The 21,434-nt window shown below is 39.6% G+C and carries 11 protein-coding genes; 8 read left to right on the top strand and 3 right to left on the bottom strand.

The genetic code is table 11. The annotated features are described in order from the left end of the window. Positions 1–14: 14 nt before the first annotated feature. From ABJD71_RS05740 to ABJD71_RS05715, 6 genes are all read left to right on the top strand, one after another. Positions 15–4,031: an ATP-binding protein gene (locus ABJD71_RS05740; RefSeq protein ID WP_348165901.1), complete on the top strand. Its 4,017-nt coding sequence runs from the start codon at positions 15–17 to the stop codon at positions 4,029–4,031. A 284-nt stretch (positions 4,032–4,315) separates the two neighbouring features. Then, positions 4,316–4,948 (top strand): hypothetical protein, encoded by a 633-nt coding sequence (locus tag ABJD71_RS05735; protein WP_348165898.1) that lies wholly within the window; start codon positions 4,316–4,318, stop codon positions 4,946–4,948. A 38-nt stretch (positions 4,949–4,986) separates the two neighbouring features. Further along, positions 4,987–7,005 carry a hypothetical protein gene (locus ABJD71_RS05730; RefSeq protein ID WP_348165895.1) on the top strand — a complete coding sequence of 673 codons (2,019 nt, stop codon included), beginning with the start codon at positions 4,987–4,989 and terminating at the stop codon, positions 7,003–7,005. Positions 7,006–7,062: 57 nt separating this feature from the next. After that, positions 7,063–12,144: a DNA repair ATPase gene (locus tag ABJD71_RS05725; RefSeq protein ID WP_348165892.1), complete on the top strand. Its 5,082-nt coding sequence runs from the start codon at positions 7,063–7,065 to the stop codon at positions 12,142–12,144. A gap of 5 nt (positions 12,145–12,149) precedes the next feature. Continuing rightward, positions 12,150–13,172 (top strand): ankyrin repeat domain-containing protein, encoded by a 1,023-nt coding sequence (locus ABJD71_RS05720; RefSeq protein WP_348165889.1) that lies wholly within the window; start codon positions 12,150–12,152, stop codon positions 13,170–13,172. 809 nt (positions 13,173–13,981) lie between these two features. Further along, positions 13,982–16,021, top strand: coding sequence for an ATP-binding protein (locus tag ABJD71_RS05715; protein ID WP_348165886.1), 2,040 nt, complete (start codon positions 13,982–13,984; stop codon positions 16,019–16,021). Between the two features lie 301 nt (positions 16,022–16,322). Here ABJD71_RS05715 and ABJD71_RS05710 read toward each other — a convergent pair whose 3' ends face one another. After that, positions 16,323–16,871, bottom strand: a complete 549-nt coding sequence (locus tag ABJD71_RS05710; RefSeq protein ID WP_348165882.1) for a TetR/AcrR family transcriptional regulator — start codon at positions 16,869–16,871, stop codon at positions 16,323–16,325. 137 nt (positions 16,872–17,008) lie between these two features. Here ABJD71_RS05710 and ABJD71_RS05705 point away from each other — a divergent pair, with 137 nt between their 5' ends. Together ABJD71_RS05705 and ABJD71_RS05700 are read left to right on the top strand one after the other, a co-directional pair. After that, entirely contained in the window at positions 17,009–17,443 is a 435-nt protein-coding gene (locus ABJD71_RS05705) for a VOC family protein (RefSeq protein WP_348165879.1), read from the top strand. A gap of 9 nt (positions 17,444–17,452) precedes the next feature. Further along, on the top strand, positions 17,453–18,394 hold the full coding sequence (locus ABJD71_RS05700; RefSeq protein ID WP_348165877.1) for a pyridoxamine 5'-phosphate oxidase family protein: 942 nt from the start codon (positions 17,453–17,455) through the stop codon (positions 18,392–18,394). A 13-nt stretch (positions 18,395–18,407) separates the two neighbouring features. On the opposite strand, the gene ABJD71_RS05695 is transcribed toward ABJD71_RS05700, so the two are convergent. Continuing rightward, positions 18,408–19,823, bottom strand: coding sequence for an endonuclease (locus ABJD71_RS05695; protein ID WP_348165875.1), 1,416 nt, complete (start codon positions 19,821–19,823; stop codon positions 18,408–18,410). A 314-nt stretch (positions 19,824–20,137) separates the two neighbouring features. Next, positions 20,138–21,421, bottom strand: a complete 1,284-nt coding sequence (gene purD, locus ABJD71_RS05690; protein ID WP_348165872.1) for a phosphoribosylamine--glycine ligase — start codon at positions 21,419–21,421, stop codon at positions 20,138–20,140. Positions 21,422–21,434 lie beyond the last annotated feature (13 nt).

The following is a 21,434-nucleotide window of genomic DNA, read 5'->3' as shown; positions in this document are numbered from 1 at the left end:
TGATATTTTTTAGATTGCGAACTATTGTCCTTTATTTTTTTCTTTTAAGTGAATTTTCCTATAGCTCAACCTCTACCCTTAATTCTCAGAATGTTTTTTCGGACCAATCAATTGGTGTAATCAATGCAATACATCAAGGAAAAGACACTATTTGGTTAGCCACCGAAAATGGCTTGGTTGGATTATTAGGCTCACAAAAAACAGTGTATGACTCTACTAATAGTTTCTTAAGTGAAGAGAAAATTTATGCTCTACTTGAAGATGAACTTGGCAGAGTTTGGTTAGCCACCTATGGCGGGGGTATCTATATTTTTGATCCTTACACTCAGGCAATGCTTAACATCAGTACGAAAGATGGTTTGGTGTCAGATAATTGTTTTGATTTGGCAATGTCAGGCAAGGGCAAGGTTTATGCTGCCTGTCAAACTGGTTTAGCTTCAATAGATATCCATTCCCTTAAAACCGAAAACCTATTAGCTCATATTTCACAAGATACGTTAAAGCCGAGTTCTATTTATAGTTTAGCAATCGATACAAATGATGATATTTGGTTTTCTCAAGGTAATAGTGGTGTGTTTGTATATTCAAACGCAGACCATAACCTTACTAATTACAATACAGACAACGCTCAATTGCACGGTGTGCAAGTGCAAACTATATATGTTGATCGACAAAGCCAACTCTGGGTAGGTACTGAATTAGGATTAAATAAATGGGATGCTGATCATAGCCAGTTTTCTCATTTTCCTTATCAACCAAAAAGCGGCTCTGAGCATTATGAGAATGCAAGTTCTAACATCACCAGCATCTTTGAAGATAGTGCTGGAGTGTTGTGGGTTGGGGCAAAGAAACTATTAACAGTAAACCATATAAATCAAACTGTTGAACTTGCAGTTGCAATTTCTTCTCAATTACAAAACGAGCTGCTTAATATTTTTGCTATTGATGAATCAAATCAAGGGGAGTTACTTATTGCTTCTTTTAATATTGGTTTGTCAACATTACCAGCAACGAGAAGCGATATATTGTATCTCAATCTAGAAAAAGGTGGGTTAAAACGTTTATTTACTGCAGCTTACGTTGACCAAGAGCATATTTTATTAGGGGGGAGAAATAACCTTTACTCCTATAGTTTTTCAACTAAGCAACTAAAACCTTTAAAAACTAATATCGGTGAAGTCACAGTTACATCAGAAATGTTAAATAAAATTTACGTCGCGACAGATAATAAGCGATTTTTTGTTGTTACGAAAAGTGATATGTCAGTTCAAGAGCTGAAACTAAACGATATGACATTTTTAGAAGGGCCTAGGAGTACTACTACAGGATTAGTAGCTGACGCTGATGGAAACCTAATTTTTTTAGTGTATGGAACTAATGCCCCAGGCGTGTACAAAGTCACGCCTGAAGGTTTAGTCGTGCCAGTAATTATAGATATTCACCCTACCATGGGTATGTTCAATCATGCTGGTGAGCTTGTAGTTGCAACATTTGGACAAGGGCAGTTTGCAATTTCAGGTGATACTGTGCGGCCCATTGCTAATAATGAAGTTCTAAAAGACTTAATGGGAAGGTGCCAATACGAAGACCAATTAAAGAACTTATGGTTGTGCACAAATGATGGTTTAAAGGTGTTAGAAAAGGGAAGTACAAAATACAAAGCTATTGAGTCAAATTTAACCGGTAATGCAAACATGATTCATGACATAGTGCAAGATACTCAGGGCTATTATTGGGTGACAACCAATAAAGGTCTGGTTAGATATGACCATATTAAAGAGCACTCCATCAAAATCGGCATGGAAGAAGGGGTAATTGATACAGACTTTCAATTTGAGACTGCTTTGAATTTATTAGACAGCAAAATTTTTATAGGGGGCGATCTCAAAAGCTATGTTATCGATACGCGTGCGTTAAATGTGTACCTAGATAACCGTATAGATAGAAAAACTAAAGCTATTGTGACTGACATAGTCGTTTCAGATAGAGAAAGTGGCAAAAAAGAACTAAAAAACAGAGGCTTAAGTTTAAATAAGAATGAAACAAAACCCGCCTTAGAACTTAATCATAACGAGTACCTCTTAACCATAAAATTTACGGTTGATAACTATCATGAAAGAGCTCTGCTCGAGTATGAATATAGACTGCAAGGATTAAATGACGACTGGATAAACGCCAAAGCAAGAGAAAACTCTGCAACTTATACTACGTTACCAGCAGGGGATTACGAGTTTCATGTGAGGGTATTCGACCCTAAAAGCCAAGCTGTTCAACCCATCACTAGCCTTGCCATCAAAGTACATCCGCCCTATTGGCTTACATGGCAGGCTAAAGCGCTGTATCTCACTTTGCTGGTTTCTATTTTAGTTTTTATTTATTGGCTTAGAACTCGCCACTATAAAAAAATGAATGCGGCATTGGAAAAAGCAGTATTACAGCGAACCACAGAATTACAGAAAAGCAACCAACAAGTCTCAAGCCTACTCAAGCAAAAACAACATTTATTTGCCAATGTATCTCACGAAATCCGTACTCCACTTTCTCTTATGATTGGCCCACTAGAGCTGTTGTTAAATAAAATATCTGAACCAAATATGTTTCGGCAGGCTTCATTAATCAACCGAAATGCTAAGCGGCTGCAAAATCTGGTGGAGCAAATTCTTGAACTAGAGAAATTGGAAACAATTAATCAACCTAGTAGAAAACTCTACAGATACCCAGATGCTCTTAAACTAATAGTCGAGTCATTCACACCTTACGCTATCTCTAATGAGCAAGTATTAATATGTGACGCCACTGACACTGTGACGTTAGAGCTGGTGGAGGATTCATTTGAAAAAATCATTTCAAACTTATTGTCTAATGCTATTAAATATACACCTAAAGGAGGCACAATTAGTGTCACTAGTGAACATAAAAATGAGTGGTTATATATTCAAATAAGCGATACAGGGATGGGCATTGAAGCGGATCAATTGAAAAATATATTTGAAAGATTCACAAGGCTGCAAAGTACGATTTCTGTTCACGGTACGGGTATTGGTCTTGCTTTAGTAAAAGAATTAGTAAAAGCCAATTCGGGCAAAATTAGTGTCAAAAGTGAACAAGGTAAGGGTTCTGTTTTTACTGTAGAACTTCCGATATCGAAAAAAGATGCAACGCAACAGTTAGTAGACACCACTTTTAAACCTTCGGTGCTTGTTCCAACTGTCGAGTTACAACAGGATAGGTCTAATCTAGAGTCAATCGCTGAAAAAACAGAGAAAGCCTCTGTACTCGTGGTAGAAGATAACAATGATATGCGAGACTTTATCATGAGTTGCCTTGAGGATGAATACCATTGTATAAGCGCTGAAAATGGCCAAAAAGGCTTAGCTTTAGCCATTGAGACGATACCCGAATTAATTATCTCTGATGTCATGATGCCTGTGATGGATGGTTTTGAGTTAGCCAAAAATATAAGAGGTAATGAAGAAACCTCTCATATACCTATCATACTGCTTACCGCAAAAGGAGATGAGGATAGCCGGCTTAGTGGCTGGAGAAATGAAGTGGATGATTATATTGTAAAACCCTTTAACGTAAGTGAACTACACTTGCGAGTTGCTCGCTTAATATCCATAAGAGAAATATTGAAAAAACGCTATTCTCGAGAAGCCTTTGGGCAATCAGAAAAAACTATAACGGAGGGAAATGAGTTAAGTTTCCAGAATATTCAAGACCAGAAGTTTTATAATCGTTTTACTGCGTTAATTAAAGAACACTATACAGACGAGAATTTCAATCGGCGAATAGCTGCGGAAAAACTAGCTATCAGTGAGAGGCAGCTCAATCGTAAACTGGGAGCGCTCATAGATTATAACTTTTCGGAATTTTTGAGAAAATACAGATTAGAAGAAGCAAGAAAAGCAATAATAGCAGGTCGTCAAATTACAGAAGTCAGTTATAGTGTTGGATTTTCTTCCCCTTCCTATTTTAGTACCTGCTTTAAAGCAGAGTTTGGTGTATCACCCGCCAATTTAATTTTGTAGCCCAAAGAAAGAACCAGATTTTACAGAGTAAAATTAGAGTATTCGCGTAGAAAGTAGTTTTTAGTCTGAACAATAGGCTTATTTTAAGGGAGTAGTATAGAGCTGGGGCGCTTGTAGTGTTGTAAAGCAGACTGTATTTTTTATAAAAATCAATGCGTTTTGTTACATCTGCTTAGTATCGATAAGAATAAGTCGCATTGACAACCTGAGAATTTCAACGTAGTTTTATCTGCCTTCGAATTGGTTAATTTGATTCTCATAAGAAGTAACGGAGCGGTTTAAAAATGGAGCTTTTTTTAAGCGAAATATTTAGTTTTCCCATCATATTATTTACCATTCCTTTAATTGTATTAATGCTGTTTTGGCTAACGGCTTTTGCTGGTTTGATTGATATTGAAATTCTTGATTTTGATACTGACAGCGATGCTGAAGCAACCAGTGGCACGTGGATAGAAAGCCTAGGGTTAGATGGTGTGCCGTTAACGGTTGTCCTCACCTTAGTAGATATATATGCCTTCGCCTTTACCTATTTAGCCCGCAAATATTTAATGCCCTTATTCGATGGCGTGCTCACTGCTACCGCGGTTGGTTTTATTGTGGCAGTGTTTGCTGTGGTGATAGCGATTCCGTTTGCCGCTATATGTTGTAAACCTTTGCGTAAAGTTTTTCACACCCACGAAGCCGTCTCGAAAAAAGACCTAGATGGTGTGATTTGTACAGTTACCACACAAACTGTCACTGAGTCTTTTGGTCAAGCCACAGCTGACGACGGCATGGTGTACACCATTATGGCTAACGTTCCTAACGATTTAAGTAAAGGCAGCCGTGTTGTGTTGTTAGAGTATTCTGAAGGCACTGATAGCTATACGGTTGCCAGCGAAGCCGAGGTGATGGCGATGTCATCTGCAAGCGTATAACCCTTTCCCCAAATTTTAGTTGTTAATGGAGTCAACGAATGAATACTGAAAGTAATTTGATTTTTTGGATTTCTCTTGCCGTAGGCATTTTTGTATTAGTTATGGGGATCACGCTTATGCTTGCCCGTTTATACAAAAAAGTAGAGCAAGGCCGTGCCATGATCATTAACAAAATGGGTAACGAACCTACGGTTACTTTTACTGGTGGTGTTGTGATACCGGTATTTCATAAAATGGAAATTATGGATATCTCATTAAAAACGATTGAGGTTGACAGAAGCGGCTCTGATGGTTTGATTTGTAACGATAATATTCGTGCAGATATCAAAGTGGGCTTTTTTGTAAAGGTGAACAAAAACCGTGATGACGTAATGAAGGTGGCTCAAGCTATTGGCTGTGAGCGAGCGTCTAACATTGCCACATTAGAAGACTTGTTTAGTGCCAAATTCTCAGAAGCCCTAAAAACCGTCGGCAAGTCTTTAGAGTTTGAAGACTTATACGCCAAGCGTGACAAGTTCCGTGACATGATCATCGATAATATTGGCACTGACCTAAACGGTTATGTACTTGAAGATGTTGCTATTGATTACCTAGAGCAAACGCCCCTAGAAAAGCTTGACCCAAATAATATCTTAGACTCGCAAGGTATTCGTAAAATCACGCAACTTACAGCAGAGCAACACATAGAAACCAATGTGTTTCAACGTGATGAAGAGATGAAAATCAAGCGTAAAGACGTCGAAACCCGCGAAGCCATTTTAGAGCTAGAACGCCAGCAAGCTGATGCTGAAGCGAAACAAAAACGTGAAGTTGAAACTGTGGTTGCCCGAGAAACTGCGGAAACAGAACGCGTTCAGCATGAAGAAAAACTCAAATCTGAACAGGCACGAGTACAGGCAGAACAAGAAATTGAAGTGCAAGAACAAAACAAACAACGTGAAGTTGAAGTGGCCGAGAATAACCGCTTACGTGCCGTTGCCATTGAAGAAGAGCGTGTTGTAAAAGCCCGCGAGCTAGAGCAAATTGAACGTGAGAAAGAAGCATCGTTACAACGCATCGCTAACGAAAAGCTCCTAGAGCATGAAAAGCGTGAAATTGCCGATGTTATTCGCAGCCGAGTAGAAGTAGATAAAACCGTAGCTGAAAAAGAAGAAGAAATTAACGACGTACGTGTGGTTTCTGAAGCAGAGCGCTTGAAAAAAGCCAGAGTAATTGCCGCCGAAGCCGAAGCTGAAGAAGCCTTAGTGAAAGACATTAAAGCCGCCGAAGCCGCTGAGAAATCTGCTGAGTACATTGCCAAAGAGAAATCTGTGATTGCGATGGCTGACCTAGATGTGGCCGAGAAACTAGCTTTGTCACAACGTAAAGAAGCAGAAGGTAAAGAAGCGCTTGCTGCAGCTACTGGGTTAGCAGAGGCTAAAGTGATGGAAGCACAAGCCATTGCTAAAGAACAAGAGGGCATGGCCGAGGTTAGAGTACAAGAAGCCTTAGCCGATGCTGTTGAAAAAACCGGTGTGGCAGAAGCTGAAGTCATGGCCAAAAAAGCTGCTGCCGAAGCTGAAGGTATGACTAAGAAGTTTGAAGCTATGGGGACTATGTCTGACAGTCAGCGTTCACACGAAGAATTCAGAATGCGCCTAGACAAACATCACGAAGAAAACATGGAGTCTATTACTACCAACGTTGAAATTGCTAAACAACAAGCTCTAGTGTTATCTGAAGCCTTAAAAGAAGCAAACATCGACATTGTGGGTGGCGATACCAGTTATCTAGATAGCTTTGTTAAATCTTTGTCTGTGGGCAAGTCTATTGATGGCACCATAGGTAAAAGTGAAACGCTACAAACAGCCTTTGCAGATCACTTCAATGGCGATGCCAGCTTTGTAGAAGACGCCAAAGAGTTAATTGCTGGGTTTGGTGGTGCAAGTGGTAATGCTAAAGACACGGCTATTACCGCACTGGTTGCTAAATTTCTAAAAGAAGGCGGAGACAATCCCCAAATTATGGATTTAGTTGCCAATGCCTTAAGTAAAAAGAACGACAGCACTTCAAGCTAATAAACAGTGTTTGGGCAGTGATATCGCTGCTCGTTTTCATTAGCTGGGAGAGGCTTTATGGCAGAACAGGCTACAACAGATCAAAACCAAGTTGACCAAGCGGTTGCCGAGGGCGGGGCTTATGAAGTTATTCGCGCTCGCTTAAACGAGCAAGCGTCAGCTCTTAAACAAAAAGTTGATGCCCTTAATCAAGCTCGTATTGATGAGTTTGGTCAAGCGAAATTGGATGTACTTAGCCGAGTACGCGTCAGAACTGAAAACAATTGTGTAGCCAGAGATATAGTACCAGTTGGTGAGCATATTTTATTTGGCTACAACGTATTCATTGGCCTTAAAAAAGAAACCAAAGTACAAGATGTATTTGGTTTGTTTAAGCTCAAGCAAAGTGACGCAGGATATGATCTTGAAGCCCAAGACCTAGCAGGTAGCTTTTTAGCGGAGACTAACTTTGTTAAAGAGTTCAGTGAGCTATATGTTTATTACAAAGAAGCTCGATTAATTCAGCTTAAAGTACAAAATCAAACCCTTTTTGCTGTGTTTCAAATTGGCCGAAAAATTGAAGACACCCGAGTATTTCAATGGCGAGTAAACAAAGACGGTAGTGCTACCTACATAGATAATCGCGGTGAGCGGTCCATAAAAACCGCGCCATCACATGATTTTGAATGGTTGAAAGTAGGCCGCGAGCAACACGTAACAGGCCAGCATCCTCATGTTAATATTCTTGATTCTGTGTTTGTTGAAACCCTAAGCGGCCAGCTCACTATCAAGGTCGAAAATAATACAGAAGACGGCTTAGGCATTTATAATGAGCCAGTAGAAGATCAGACTCAAAGTCTTGCTGATGCCGATATTCAATACGCAAAAATTGGCACGCTAATACTGCTAAAAATTCAGCCTTATCGTGAAAAACAATACCGCTTTTTGGTGTTTAATACTCGCACGAATCAAATTAACCGAATTGATGCTATTGGGCTGGCTTGTGTTTCTTTGCCAGAAGACCACGGCATTATTTTCCCCGGTGGTTATTACCTACAAAATGGTGAAACTAAGTCTTTCCCAGATGAAATAGAAGGTTTACGTTTTAAGCGTACCATTCGCTCCCCTAATGGCGAGGATGTGCTTTACGTATTTTACGAACCAGAATCTGGATTGGTTGGCTTGTATTCTTACAATCTTATTCGTAAAGAGTTACAAAACCCTATTTATGCACATGGTTATAGCGTGTTTGAAAATGGCACTATGGTGGTGTTTGTGGCTGAAGACGAAGCAACTCGCGTACACCCTATGCAAGTATGGGAAACCCCCTACTTCAGCCAAGAGCATGCCGCTAAGCAACCCACAACCGATAGTTTTTTTAGTCGCATTGGCAATAAAGAATTAGTACGGGGTATTTCAGATTTGATTGCCATAAATCGTTCTGTGGCTAACCCAAATCCCAGTCGTAATTTATACGAAGACTTAATCAAAACCTGCCGCACTATGTTCGACAGTTATTATTGGTTATCGGAGCCAGAAGTTAACGGCTTAGGTGAGGTTGTACACAGTATTACTGCTACCGCTGAGCTGGTAATTGATGAGTTTATAAAGGTTGAGCAAATACGCTTACAGGCTGACAAAGCCCTAGCTCAAGCCGAGCAAAAACAGGCTGATGTGTTAGCTACTGTTAAGATTAGTGATTGGCAATCGCCCGAACAATACGTGGACTGCTTGACTGCATTACGTCAGCAGCGGGGCCATTTAATCACTTTGAAAGACCAGCGCTATATAAATAAAACACGCATCGCCGAATTAGATACTCAAGTAACTGAAAAATTCGAAGAGGTAAGCAGTGCTACCGTAGCGTTTTTAGCAGCTGATAAGGCGTTACAACCATACCATGACAAAATCTCCGCTTTAGAAGGTAACGTGGCAGTCGTGGCTCTAGTCGTAGATATCAAGCCTCTTATTGATGAACTAGATGGACTATCTGTTGGCTTAAATTTACTAACCGAAATATTAAACGGCTTAAAAGTTGATGATGCTACTGTAAGAACCAAGATTCTTGATGATATTTCTGAAATTTACGCCAAGTTAAATCAAGTTAAAGCCCAAGGCAAAAAACGTCGTAAAGAATTAGGGTCTGGCGAATCTTCTGCCGAGTTTGCTGCACAATTTAGGTTGTTTTCTCAAAGTATAAATAGCGCAATAGCTATGGTAGATACACCCGAAAAAGCTGACGAACAACTATCACGGCTAATGATTCAGCTCGAAGAGTTAGAGTCTAAATTTAGTGAGTATGACGAGTTTTTATCCGACATTATGGATAAACGAGAAGAACTTCACAGCGTATTTGAGAGCCGTAAACAAAGTCTGATTGAAGACCAACAGCGCCGCTGTCAAAACTTATTTGGCGCTGCTGAGCGTATTTTAAAAGGTGTTTCTAGGCGGGCTGCGGGGTTTAACGATGCCGATCAGCTCAATACTTATTTTGCTTCTGATCCTATGGTTATGAAGCTTGCTGACTTAGTTGCACAGCTTCGTGATTTGAACGATCCGGTTAAAGCTGATGATTTAGAGGCCCAGCTTAAAGCGGCTAAAGAACAAGGTATTCGTAGTTTACGTGATAAACAGGATATCTTTGAAGATGGCGGTGCTGTCATCAAGTTAGGTAAGCATAAGTTTAGTGTGAATTCACAAAATCTAGACTTAACTTTATTGCCCCGTGATGATGGGTTATATCGTCACTTAGTGGGGACGGATTATTTTGAGCCGCTCGACAGTCAAGAATTAAACGAACTCAAGCCGTATTGGCAACAGGCGTTAGTGTCTGAAAATGACCAAGTCAGTCGTATTGAGTATCTCGCCTCTTTAATTATTCGTGATGCAGAGCTGCAACAGAGTGGACAGTCTATTAACGGTTTGTACGAGTTAGCTAATGACTCAAAAGCGTTATTAGACTTAGTACGCGGCTATATGTCTGAGCGTTACCAAGAAGGCTACGAAAAAGGTGTTCACGACTCGGATACGGTAAAGGTATTACAGGCTATTTTGCCTGTGCATCAAAAAGCCGATTTATTACGTTACTCACCAAAATCCAGAGCGTTGGCAATGATGTTTTGGGGATTTTCTAGTCGAGACAAAAACCAAGAAAAAATCTGGCAAAGCCATGCCTTTAGCGCCCAGCTGTTGGCTAATTCTTTTAATAGCCTTAAGGGTTTTGAGCAATTACAACAAAGCTTGCAACATAAGCTACAAGAGTTTTGTGAGCGATTTGCTTTAACCTTCGCCCACAACGAAATTGAGCAAAGTAGTCATTATTTAAGCGCTGAATTAGCGCAACCTAAATTGGCGTTTATCAGCAGTCAGCCTGCCAAGGGGTTAGCTGCAAACTTTGCCAAGCAATTAGACACTCTAGGCCATGGTCATGAATTCCAATCTGCCATGGCACAGTTTAATCAATTAATTGAGAGCGCTTCGTCAAATAGTTTTGTTATACATGGTTTAGAGGAGCAGTGGTCACTTACTAATGCATGGTTGTCCGCTACTTTGTCAGAAAATGATAAGGCTCAATTAGGCCATTATTTACCAGAGGCTGCGGCACTTATTATTTGCCAAGATAAGCTCAGTACTCGGCCAAGTAAAGTAGACTTAAATATCACCATTGATGGGTTACTTAGCGATCATAAAAATATTAAAGATAGTCAGTTAAACATTGCTTTAGATGAATATAGTGAAAGGCTTAATCAGTATCATGTGCAACATGTGGCAAACTTTCATCGATATCATGAGTTACGCCAGCAACAAATGCAGCTAAGCAAACAAGAGTTACAACTGGATGCCTATAAGGCTAAGCCGTTAAGTTCCTTTGTACGTAACCGATTAATCAATGAAGTATATTTGCCCATTATTGGCGATAACTTAGCGAAACAAATGGGTACAGTAGGTGACAATAAGCGCACCGACTTAATGGGGCTATTATTATTAATATCGCCTCCCGGTTATGGTAAAACCACCTTGATGGAATATGTAGCCGACCGCTTAGGTTTGGTGTTTATGAAAATAAACTGCCCGTCACTTGGTCATGATGTGACATCTATCGACCCAGAAAATGCCCCTAATGCTACCGCTCGTCAGGAACTTGAAAAGCTAAATTTGGGCCTAGAGATGGGTAGTAATGTCATGCTGTATCTAGATGATATCCAACATACTCACCCTGAGTTTTTACAAAAGTTCATTTCTTTATGTGACGGGACCAGACGCATCGAAGGAGTTTGGAAGGGCCAGTCGAAAACCTATGATATGCGCGGCAAAAAGTTCTGTGTGGTCATGGCGGGTAACCCCTACACAGAGTCTGGGGATGTATTTAAAGTGCCTGATATGTTGGCAAACCGCGCTGACATTTACAACTTAGGGGATGTACTAGGAGGCAAAGAAGAGCAGTTTGCACTGAGCTATATCGAAAATGCCCTGACATCTAATCCTGTTCTTGCACCCTTAGCATTAAGAGATATGCAAGACGTATATAAATTCGTTGTTATGGCGCAAGATGGAGAGTCTAGTAGCAGTGATTTAAGTCATCAATATAGTGGCGCAGAAGTAAACGAAATCACCAGTGTGTTAAAGCACCTTAGCGCAATTCAAGATGTGATTTTGAAGGTGAACTTACAATATATTCAATCAGCGGCTACCGCAGAGGACTATCGCGAAGAGCCCCCGTTTAAATTGCAGGGTAGCTATCGAAATATGAACAAAATGGCCGAAAAAGTCTCGGCTGTGATGAATCACGATGAACTGATGCAATTGATTGGCGACCACTATACGGGTGAAGCACAAACACTCACCTCGGGTGCAGAAGAAAACCTACTTAAACTGGCAATCTTAAGGGGCGTAATGAATGCAGAGCAAACTGCTCGTTGGGAACATATTTGTAGTGCCTTTAGCAGTAAGCAAACCTTAAAAGTAGAAGGAGACCCCACTTCGCAAGCAGTGCAACAACTTGGCCAAATGGCGAGTTCGTTAGAAGCCATTAAACTAGACATGCAGCAATCCGATACCACTGACTTAATTAAGCCTATTAATAGGGTCGCCACTGCCATGCATTTATTAAGTAAAGTGTGGTCTGGAGCTAATGAAGATGATTTTAAGAAAAATAAGTAATATAGATGAAAACTTCTTTTAGGTTTCGAATCGATATTTTTGTATTACTATCATTAGGTTTAATATTGTTACCTCTTGGTGCGGTTGCTACTTACTTACAGCCAAAAGATGTCGATTTGATAAACGCGCCTATAAATTCAATACAAAAAACAATTTGGAAAGGGTTTCCTGTGATCATACATCGCAGAACTGAAGTGCAATTAGAGTCAATTAGACAATCCTTTAAAAATACACCTTTGGAAAAACAGCGTTTTCTAGCCTACCAATCGATAGCACGCAAAGAAGGAAATGTATTTGCTAGTGCGATCAGACAGTTTACTGAAAATTATATCGCCAAAAATAACCTGTATATGAGTGAAATTCCCGAATATGGAATTTATAGTCAAGTGAGTCCCGTACTGGGGTGTGCTATCTTTATGGAAGAGTTTGATTTCATCGACCCTTGTAACAACATTCGGTTTGATTTTGCTGGAAAAGTCAAGGCCCATAAAGGGTATGAACACTTAAGACTCACAATCCCCCCTCATAAAATTGTTAACAGTACCCTTATTTTTATCGAAGATTATGAAGTAGAAAACGTTATAGATTTTACTCCAGACATTTTAGAAATGAGTGTATCCAATATTGAAAAAGCGCTTCTTGCAATAGATTGGGAGAGGTTAGATATCCTAAAGGTAATTGTAGAAGATTCACCAGAGGTTTTAGTTCAAACAATTCAACATGGTTCAAATGTGCTCCACCTTGCAGCATCACATGAAACTACACTTGATTACTTGCTTGATTTTAAAAACGTTCAAGTTAATCAGATTAATAACTCAGGATACTCTCCACTTCTTTTTGCTATTTTGATGGAACATTATCAAAATGCAGAAAAGCTCATACAACGCGGTGCTAAGTTAGAAGCCTATTCGATAGGTGGTAAATCTGCTCCATCTGTTTTTGAATTCATAGTAAATGAAAAGCAACGCTCACAAGAATTTGCAAATGATGTTGTAGAGAAATTAAAGCAATTTAAAAAGAATAAATAGTTTCAAACCTTAAGTGGGCCAACCAAGGTGTGTTATAAATTAAGAATAAAGAGTCTTAAGTATAAATGGTGCAGGTGGTAGTTCCGGCGGTATCGTCTAACTTCAGTTTAAATTCACGTTTATTTGGGGGGCAATAAGCCCAGTGTTACCTGCGGTTTGATCATGGCCCTCTTTATATTTGGCATTGAATTGGTATTTTTCAATGTTAAAATTATGCTGGGTTGGTTGCTAACGTTAGGGTCAATCACCGCATTGATATTCGGCGTGGTTTTGTCAGTACGTCTTAATCTAAGAACTATGGCTTTTTTTGAACTCATATTGGTTTTAATACTAGCCTTGGGAGGTTTAGGACTAGTTTTACGGCCTTTGAAAAAGATTGATGCAAAATATAGCTGAGTTAGAAAATGTGTCTAAGTGCATATCAAATGAATATTAATACCCTAGTTAAGTTGTGCTGTGAATCTAGTACATTATTGATTACTCTGATATTCAATAAAGCGTAAAATAGGCCGATATGATGCTGTGCAAGGTACATTACCCGATAATAATACTTACGACTTCTACTCTACGTTGTTCACCTGTAAACTAATTTCAGATACTAGATGTATAATATCGAGAGCAATGCCTATAAGATCTCTATTTATCTGTTTAGCTAAATTTTATAGTTAGTTATTGTGCCAACTATGCTGGCAGTTGATGCCCAAATGTTACAGCATTGAGCATCGGCATAGTTTTTATTAAAGTTTTTTTTAATGGATAATTTACAATTAATATTTTGCTAAAACGACGACATAAGTGGATGTATTAAGATGAATGAGTCCGAGTATAGGGCGTTAGTAAATGAAAATAAGAAGCTAAAGAGTCAGCTTAATGACGCTTGCTTTGAAAGAGACAAATATAGAAAGTTATTTGATGTTTCTGCTGATGCCCTTTCAATCATAGACTTGAATTCTGGTGACTTTATTGAATGTAACTCGTCTGCCGTCACTATGCACGGGGTTGATAGTGAAGCGAGTTTTCTTAATCTAAAACTAGCTGACATATTTCCAGAGCTTCAACCTTGTGGGCGAAAATCTCAAAATATGGCAGCGGAATATATCGAAAAGGCTATTGGTGGTGAGCCACAAGTTTTTCAGTGGCTGCACGCTAAGTTAGATGGTTCAACATTTCCAAGCTTGGTGTCGTTAACTGCCATCCCTGTAGGAGACAGATCCCTTGTTCTTGCTGTAGTTAGAGATGTGTCTGATTTAGTGAAAACTCAGATCAAATTAGTTGATGCTAATGTTGATGCCAAACACTTTGAACGGGCATATTTATTAGAAAAAGAAAAATTTAAACAATTTGTTAATATAGCCCCTATTGGGGTAGCCATAAATAGAGTAGAAGATGGTCTGTTTGATTATGCCAATCAAGAATTAGTTCGTTTTTCTGGTTATGATTTAGAAGAGCTTAATGGATTGTCTTATTGGCAGCTCACTCCAGAAAAATATAGAGAATTAGACGAAGAACAACATCGTTTATTAACAGTTACAGGTCGCTACGGGCCTTACATAAAAGAGTATATTCATAAATCAGGGTATAGCTACCCAGTACAGATGTCAGGCGTTAAAATTGAAGGTGAGGATGGCAGAGATTATACCTGGTCAGTGATTCAGGATATAAGCGAACGGCACCAAACAGAAAGTTTACTTCGAGCAGCAAAGCAGCAAGCAGAAAGTTCTAATAGTGCTAAAAGCATGTTTTTATCAAATATGAGCCATGAAATACGCACCCCATTAAATGCCATATTAGGGATATTACAGCTACTACAGCACGATATAAGTAACGTTAAAAACCAAAGGTTAATTCCACAAGCAATTTTTTCTGCAAATTCTTTGCTGCGAATAATTAACGATATTCTGGATTACTCCAAGATTGAAGCAAACCAATTAACGGTAGAGAAAATTGAGTTCTCTATGTTAAGCATAATTGAGTCTGTTATCTCTGATATGTTACCCGTCGCACTTGAAAAAGATATTGGCATCAACGTATGTTTTGAGGAAGATTTTCCTAGAATTTGGGTCGGTGATCCGGTCAGAATTAGACAAGTTCTGCTTAATTTGGTTTCTAATGCTATTAAGTTTACTGAAGAAGGTGGCGTGACTATTCGCCTTAGTGATACTCAAAAGAATACTGTGCTGGGTGTGGCAATTGAATTAACAGATACAGGTATAGGCATGTCTGAAGAAGCGCTAGGTGGCCTATTCGACAGGTTTACTCAAGCTGATACTTCGATTACCAGAAAATTCGGTGGCACTGGACTTGGTATGTCGATTACTAAGGATTTGGTGTCTTTAATGGAAGGTGACATTAGTATTAAGAGTACCGAAGGTAAAGGGACTACATTTACTATTTTCTTACCTCTAACAAAATCGACAAAGGTGGAAGCTCCAAAAGCTGAAGTGAAGCCTATTGAAGTTCCTGATTTTAGCGGTAAGCGAATTCTTGTTGCAGAAGATAATATAATCAATCAAGAGATTATAAAGTCGATGTTAGATGAAACGAATGCAGAGCTTCATATTGCAGAAAACGGAGAAGAGGCCGTTGGTAAGTTTAGTTTATGTCATCCTGATATCATTCTTATGGATATTCAAATGCCAATCATGGATGGAAAGCAGGCCTTTAAAGTTATTCGACAACAGGACACAAATATTCCAATTGTTGCGTTAACCGCAAACGTAATGTCAGAAGATATAGATGAGTATATGTCCATAGGGTTCACTGGCTTTTTAGGTAAGCCCTTCGATATACAGAATTTATATTCTTATTTAAGTGAGCAATTTGCATTACAAGCTTCAAACATAAGTTAATAAGCAGCATAGGTGTGGTGAATACATAGACTACCTTTACGTTTTTTAATTTTGCCTTTGAGGTTTTTTGAGCTACAGGGGCAACCATAAAATTAGTTATGTATTTGGCTACAACGACTGGTTTTTCTTCTACTGTAAAATGCACTAAATCTAACAAGTGTAATTCTGCATTAGGTAACCTTTTAAGTCGGCTTGTGCACCATCCACGTTAAGGGCTGGACCCTTTTTACCCCATATTACTAAAGCTGGTGTTTATTCACTAAGATTTTCGTAATGATATTTTTAAAATGTTTGTAAGTGTTTACTTCTTACTAGCGTTAAGTAAAAATTGAGCCATTTTTTTTGCTGTTATTGCAGAATTTTTAACACCTCTAGTGTGTGCCATGACAATAGCCCCCTCAACGAGCAAACTAATTTGCTCTGCTTGACTTGTATCTGTTGCAGCTAACTGTGTCTTGATAAGGTCCACAACTGCTTGTTTATGTCGCGCGGCAAACACATGAATAGGGTCTAGGGAGGCGGCATATTCAGCGCTAGCATTTATAAAGTTACAGCCATAGAAATCATCACTATTGAACCATTCATCTAGTGCATCAAATATTCCAAGGACTGGATGCGTGCTTTTAAGAGCGGTGTGCTCAATCTTGCTGTTGATCATGGATAATATTTGATTATGGCGCTGGTCTAGTACCGCTAAAATTAATTCATCTTTACTGCGAAAGTGTTTATAGAGTGTCGCTTTTGACACTTTTGATTGGGCTAAAATTAAGTCGATACCAGTGGCGTGATAGCCATATTGATTAAATAAGGTTAATGCGGTGTCGACTAAATGTTGTTTTCGAGGCTGCATTTTATTTGGTCTTAGTGTTTCTAATTTTTATAAATTATAAACATTTTTGCCTTGACGTAAACAAGTCTGTTCACCTATTATGGGTGTACAGATTTGTTCACCTCCTGTAAATAACATTATTATTAAGGTCACTCTCTATGTGCAGTTCATCTACTCAAGCTAATGTTGATACAACCTCAATTACCACGTCAGGCATTCATCATTTAGGCTTAAACGTGCCAGATATTAAACAAACTGCGGCGTTTTTTATTGAGCAATTAAACTTTAAAAAAGTCGGTGAAAAGCCCGATTACCCTGCGATTTTTGTTTCTGATGGTACGGTAATGCTCACCCTCTGGCAGGTTGCTGATGTGAGTAATATGGTCTCCTTTAATCGCAAACAAAATGTTGGCCTACATCACTTTGCACTTAAGGTGGCAAACTTAGAGGCTCTAAATAGTGTGTATCAACGACTTAGGTTGCTTGATAGCGTTGAAATTGAATTTGCTCCCGAGCCATTAGGTGATTTACCTATTCAGCATATGATGTGTTTTATTCCTGGTGGGATCCGCCTCGAACTTATTACGGCTTAAGGAGTATCCATGAGTAATGAGCTGCTGTCAGTTTGGCATAAGGGTGAAAAGAATATTCAGAAAAGGGCTGGCACTTACCAGCGTATGGTTGATATTGGGCCTAAGTTTATCCGTGAGTTTATGCCGCAGCAGCATCGAGACTTTTTTAGCGATTTGACCATGATTTATATTGGTTATATGGATCATCGTATGCAGACACGGGCGAGTTTGTTGTTTGGGGTACCGAATTTTATCCAGTCACCGTCAGGTACTGAATTAGTTATCAATACTCAAAACTCGTTAGGAGATTTCATTAACGATGACATCAAAGTCGGTGACCGAGTGGGGTTATTGGGTATTGAATTTGACACCAAAAGACGTAATCGTGCTAACGCTGTAGTTACTGATATTAATCAAAAAAACATCCGTTTAACGATATTGCAAAGCTATGGCAATTGCCCTAAATATATACAGCCTAAAACGTTGCTGCATAATCATCATTACGGTGAGTTTTCTTTAGTCACAGACCTACATCTTAATCAGGCAGATAAAGACTTTATATCTAACGCCGATGCATTTTTTATTGCGAGTCATTTTGATGATGGGCAGCAAGGTAATAATCGTGGTGCCGATATTTCTCATCGTGGTGGCAGTGCTGGTTTTGTATCTATCAATTCAAAAGGACAATTGTTGATAGATGATTATCCTGGAAATGGTTTTTTTAATACGCTGGGTAACTTAATAGAAAACCCGCTTGCAAGCTTGTTGTTTTGTGATTGGTACAGTGGCCATGCATTACATATTAGCGTGTCGAGTAAAATTATTTGGCATAATGACGAAAATCATCGCAGCCATTTATTGACGACAAAAAAGGATACAGGCAGTGATCGAATCAAGCGTTCTTTGTGTTTTACACCCATTGAAGTAGAGCGCTTAATCAATGGTTTGGCTTATAAACAAACTCTACCTTAGGTTAATGGTGCGTTTAACGAGGTGTTAAGAATGATTGGTTTTTATTGATAGAACCAGTCGTGTTTGGGGTTGCAACTTGCCAATTAAAGTCTCGATAGGATTGTCCGTTCCCAGAAAGTTGTAATGAATGGCCTATCGGAGTAGAGCTAGTTTCACTGACGTTAATATCTATTGAAGTTAATCCATTAGCATCACCACTGGTGGCGGTTAAGGTGCCTTCGTAACTTAAGAATTGAATCACGCTACCTTTGTCATTGATTAAGGCTAAGGCGTCTGCTGCACCATTTTGTAAGCCACTGATATTGAATGCCAAAGTGCCAAATCCGTTTTGTTGATTGCTGATAGTGCCAGACAAGAATGTGGTTTTATAAGGGCTACCGTTATTCCCGTTGTAGGCCACTAATATCCAGCCATCTAGGTTGCTATTGGCAATACCTGCAATCTCAACAAATTCATTTTGGTCTGTGCCGCTATTGTCATAATGAAGTTCATTTATCCATGCATTGCTTAGACTTGGAGCTGTGAGATCAGGAGCCGAATTCGTTCCAGAACAATTGTTTTCAAATATGCAGCTGACATATTCGGGATGGTCGATAAAGGGATTACGATTACCTTGGTAAGTATAAACAGCGTTGTTGTGGCGGCGCTCGAAGTCATCAACTGGGTCGTCTTTGTGCCATTGAATTAAGGTACTTCTTAATCCCATGTAGGCGATGGATAAATTATCCCCAGTATTCGACTGGCCAATTAAGGCTCGGTTGTCTGTTAACCTAAGATCGGGTTCGGGTTTGCCTGTGACTGAGTGTGTGCCCCCCTCGTACCTGACGGCTAAGTACAGAAGAGCGCGAGCGGTGTCACCTTTACGTTCGCTCCATGTTTCCCAACTTCCTGTAAAACCTGAGCCGATAGTCCAATTAGATTCACTGTCATCGCCCCCTCGATTATGGTTTGCTGTGGTTACTTTTTCAGCACAGCCATAGTCACATTCAGCATAGGGTTTATTATTACGACTAGAGTTGTAGCCACTGTCAGCCAAAAATAGGTGATGAGCATCTGTATATGGATAATTACCAGAGCCGTTATCAGGAAACCCATAGGACTTTGGCCATGCATGTTCGCGGTTGTAATGGCTATTACCGCCGCCTGCTTTAGGGTAGGTTTTGTTGGTATAAATGCTAATAATTTTGCTTGGGTCGCTAGGGTTCTCATCGGCTTTTTCGAGTATATCCCAGGTATCGGTGGCACTAGATGTATAAGGAAATCTTTGATGGTCATTAATTATTTGATGCAAAGACTCTTGAAGGGCTTCTGCTGATTGAGAGTTGACCGAATCATAATAACCTGCAGGTATAGCCGCTGAGGTAAAGTCAGAAAAAACTACAGACGATGCAATAAATACCATCCACAGTATGTGACTTATTTTTTGCATGATGATTAACCTTTACGTTTTTTAGTGAGTTAAAAATGGTGATTTAAAATGGAAATTGGCTATCGCCATAACTTGCCGAATAACGATAGTATTTTTGCCTCGGGGAAATATACGTTCTTTAACTAAAAATTCAATATAAACAAATATTAACGGTAATTTTATTGCGCATTATTAAACTTTAAGAATGATTGTTATTAAAGGTGAGAATAAAAAGTATGTTTGCATTTAAGGAGAGGTTTTTAGAGGTTGTATTACAGCTATAAAAAAAGCGCCGCAGCGCTTTTTTAAAGTTGTTAACTAAGCTTGTTTAAATACTAGCTTTGCTCACGGGCAATAGCACGATAAGCAATATCATCACGATAGAACATGCCGTCCCAGCTAATAGTTTTTACAAGTTCATAAGCATTTTGTTGAGCTTCGGTCACTGTGTTACCTAATGCGGTAGCGCAAAGTACACGGCCGCCATTAGTGGTGACATTACCATCAATGTTTTTAGTGCCAGCATGAAACACTTTAGCCTCGCTATTACCTAACTCTAGGCCAGATATCACATCACCTTTGTTGTAGCTACCAGGGTAACCACCCGCGGCAAGTACTACACCAACAGATGCTCTTGGGTCAAATGCTGCGCGAATTTGGTCAAGCTTGCCATCAAGGGCTGCTTCAACCAATTCAACCAAATCAGATTGTAAACGTAACATGATAGGTTGAGTTTCAGGATCACCAAAGCGGCAATTGTATTCAATTACTTTAGGTGTGCCGTCGGCCATAATCATTAAGCCGGCGTATAAGAAGCCTACGTATGTATTGCCTTCAGCCGCCATACCATTCACGGTTGGGTAAATGACTTCATCCATCACTCGCTGGTGGATGTCTGGAGTCACAACGGGTGCTGGAGAATAAGCTCCCATACCGCCTGTATTGGGACCTGAGTCGCCATTACCTACACGTTTGTGATCTTGGCTAGTGGCAAAAGGTAAAACGTTTTTACCGTCAACCATAACAATAAAACTGGCCTCTTCACCATCAAGAAACTCTTCAATCACCACACGACTTCCGGCTTCACCAAATACGTTACCCGCTAACATATCGCGAATCGCATCTTCGGCTTCATCTAGTGTCATCGCAACTATGACGCCTTTACCCGCTGCTAAACCATCAGCTTTAATAACAATAGGTGCGCCTTTTTGCTGTACATAAGCAATAGCCGGCTCTATTTCAGTAAAGTTTTGGTAGTCGCCAGTGGGTATTTTGTGACGTTCTAAAAAGTCTTTAGTGAAGGCTTTAGACCCTTCAAGTTGAGCCGCGGCCTGAGAAGGACCAAAGATGGCTAAACCTTCAGCCTGAAACGCATCTACCACACCTAATACTAAAGGCACTTCTGGCCCAACTATGGTTAAGTCCATTTGGTTTTCTTTAGCAAATGCTAGCAATGCAGGTACGTCTTCAGCCCCTACATTAACATTGACTAATTTATCTTCAAGGGCAGTACCGGCATTACCCGGAGCTAAAAACACTTGGGTCACTTTGCTAGATTGTGCTGTTTTCCAAGCTAGAGCATGTTCGCGACCACCGCCGCCAATAATCAATACTTTCATCAAATTAGCCTTT

The organism is Paraglaciecola sp., from assembly GCF_039943935.1.
Taxonomy (GTDB): domain Bacteria; phylum Pseudomonadota; class Gammaproteobacteria; order Enterobacterales; family Alteromonadaceae; genus Paraglaciecola.
This window is presented reverse-complemented; position numbering and strand designations above follow the sequence as displayed.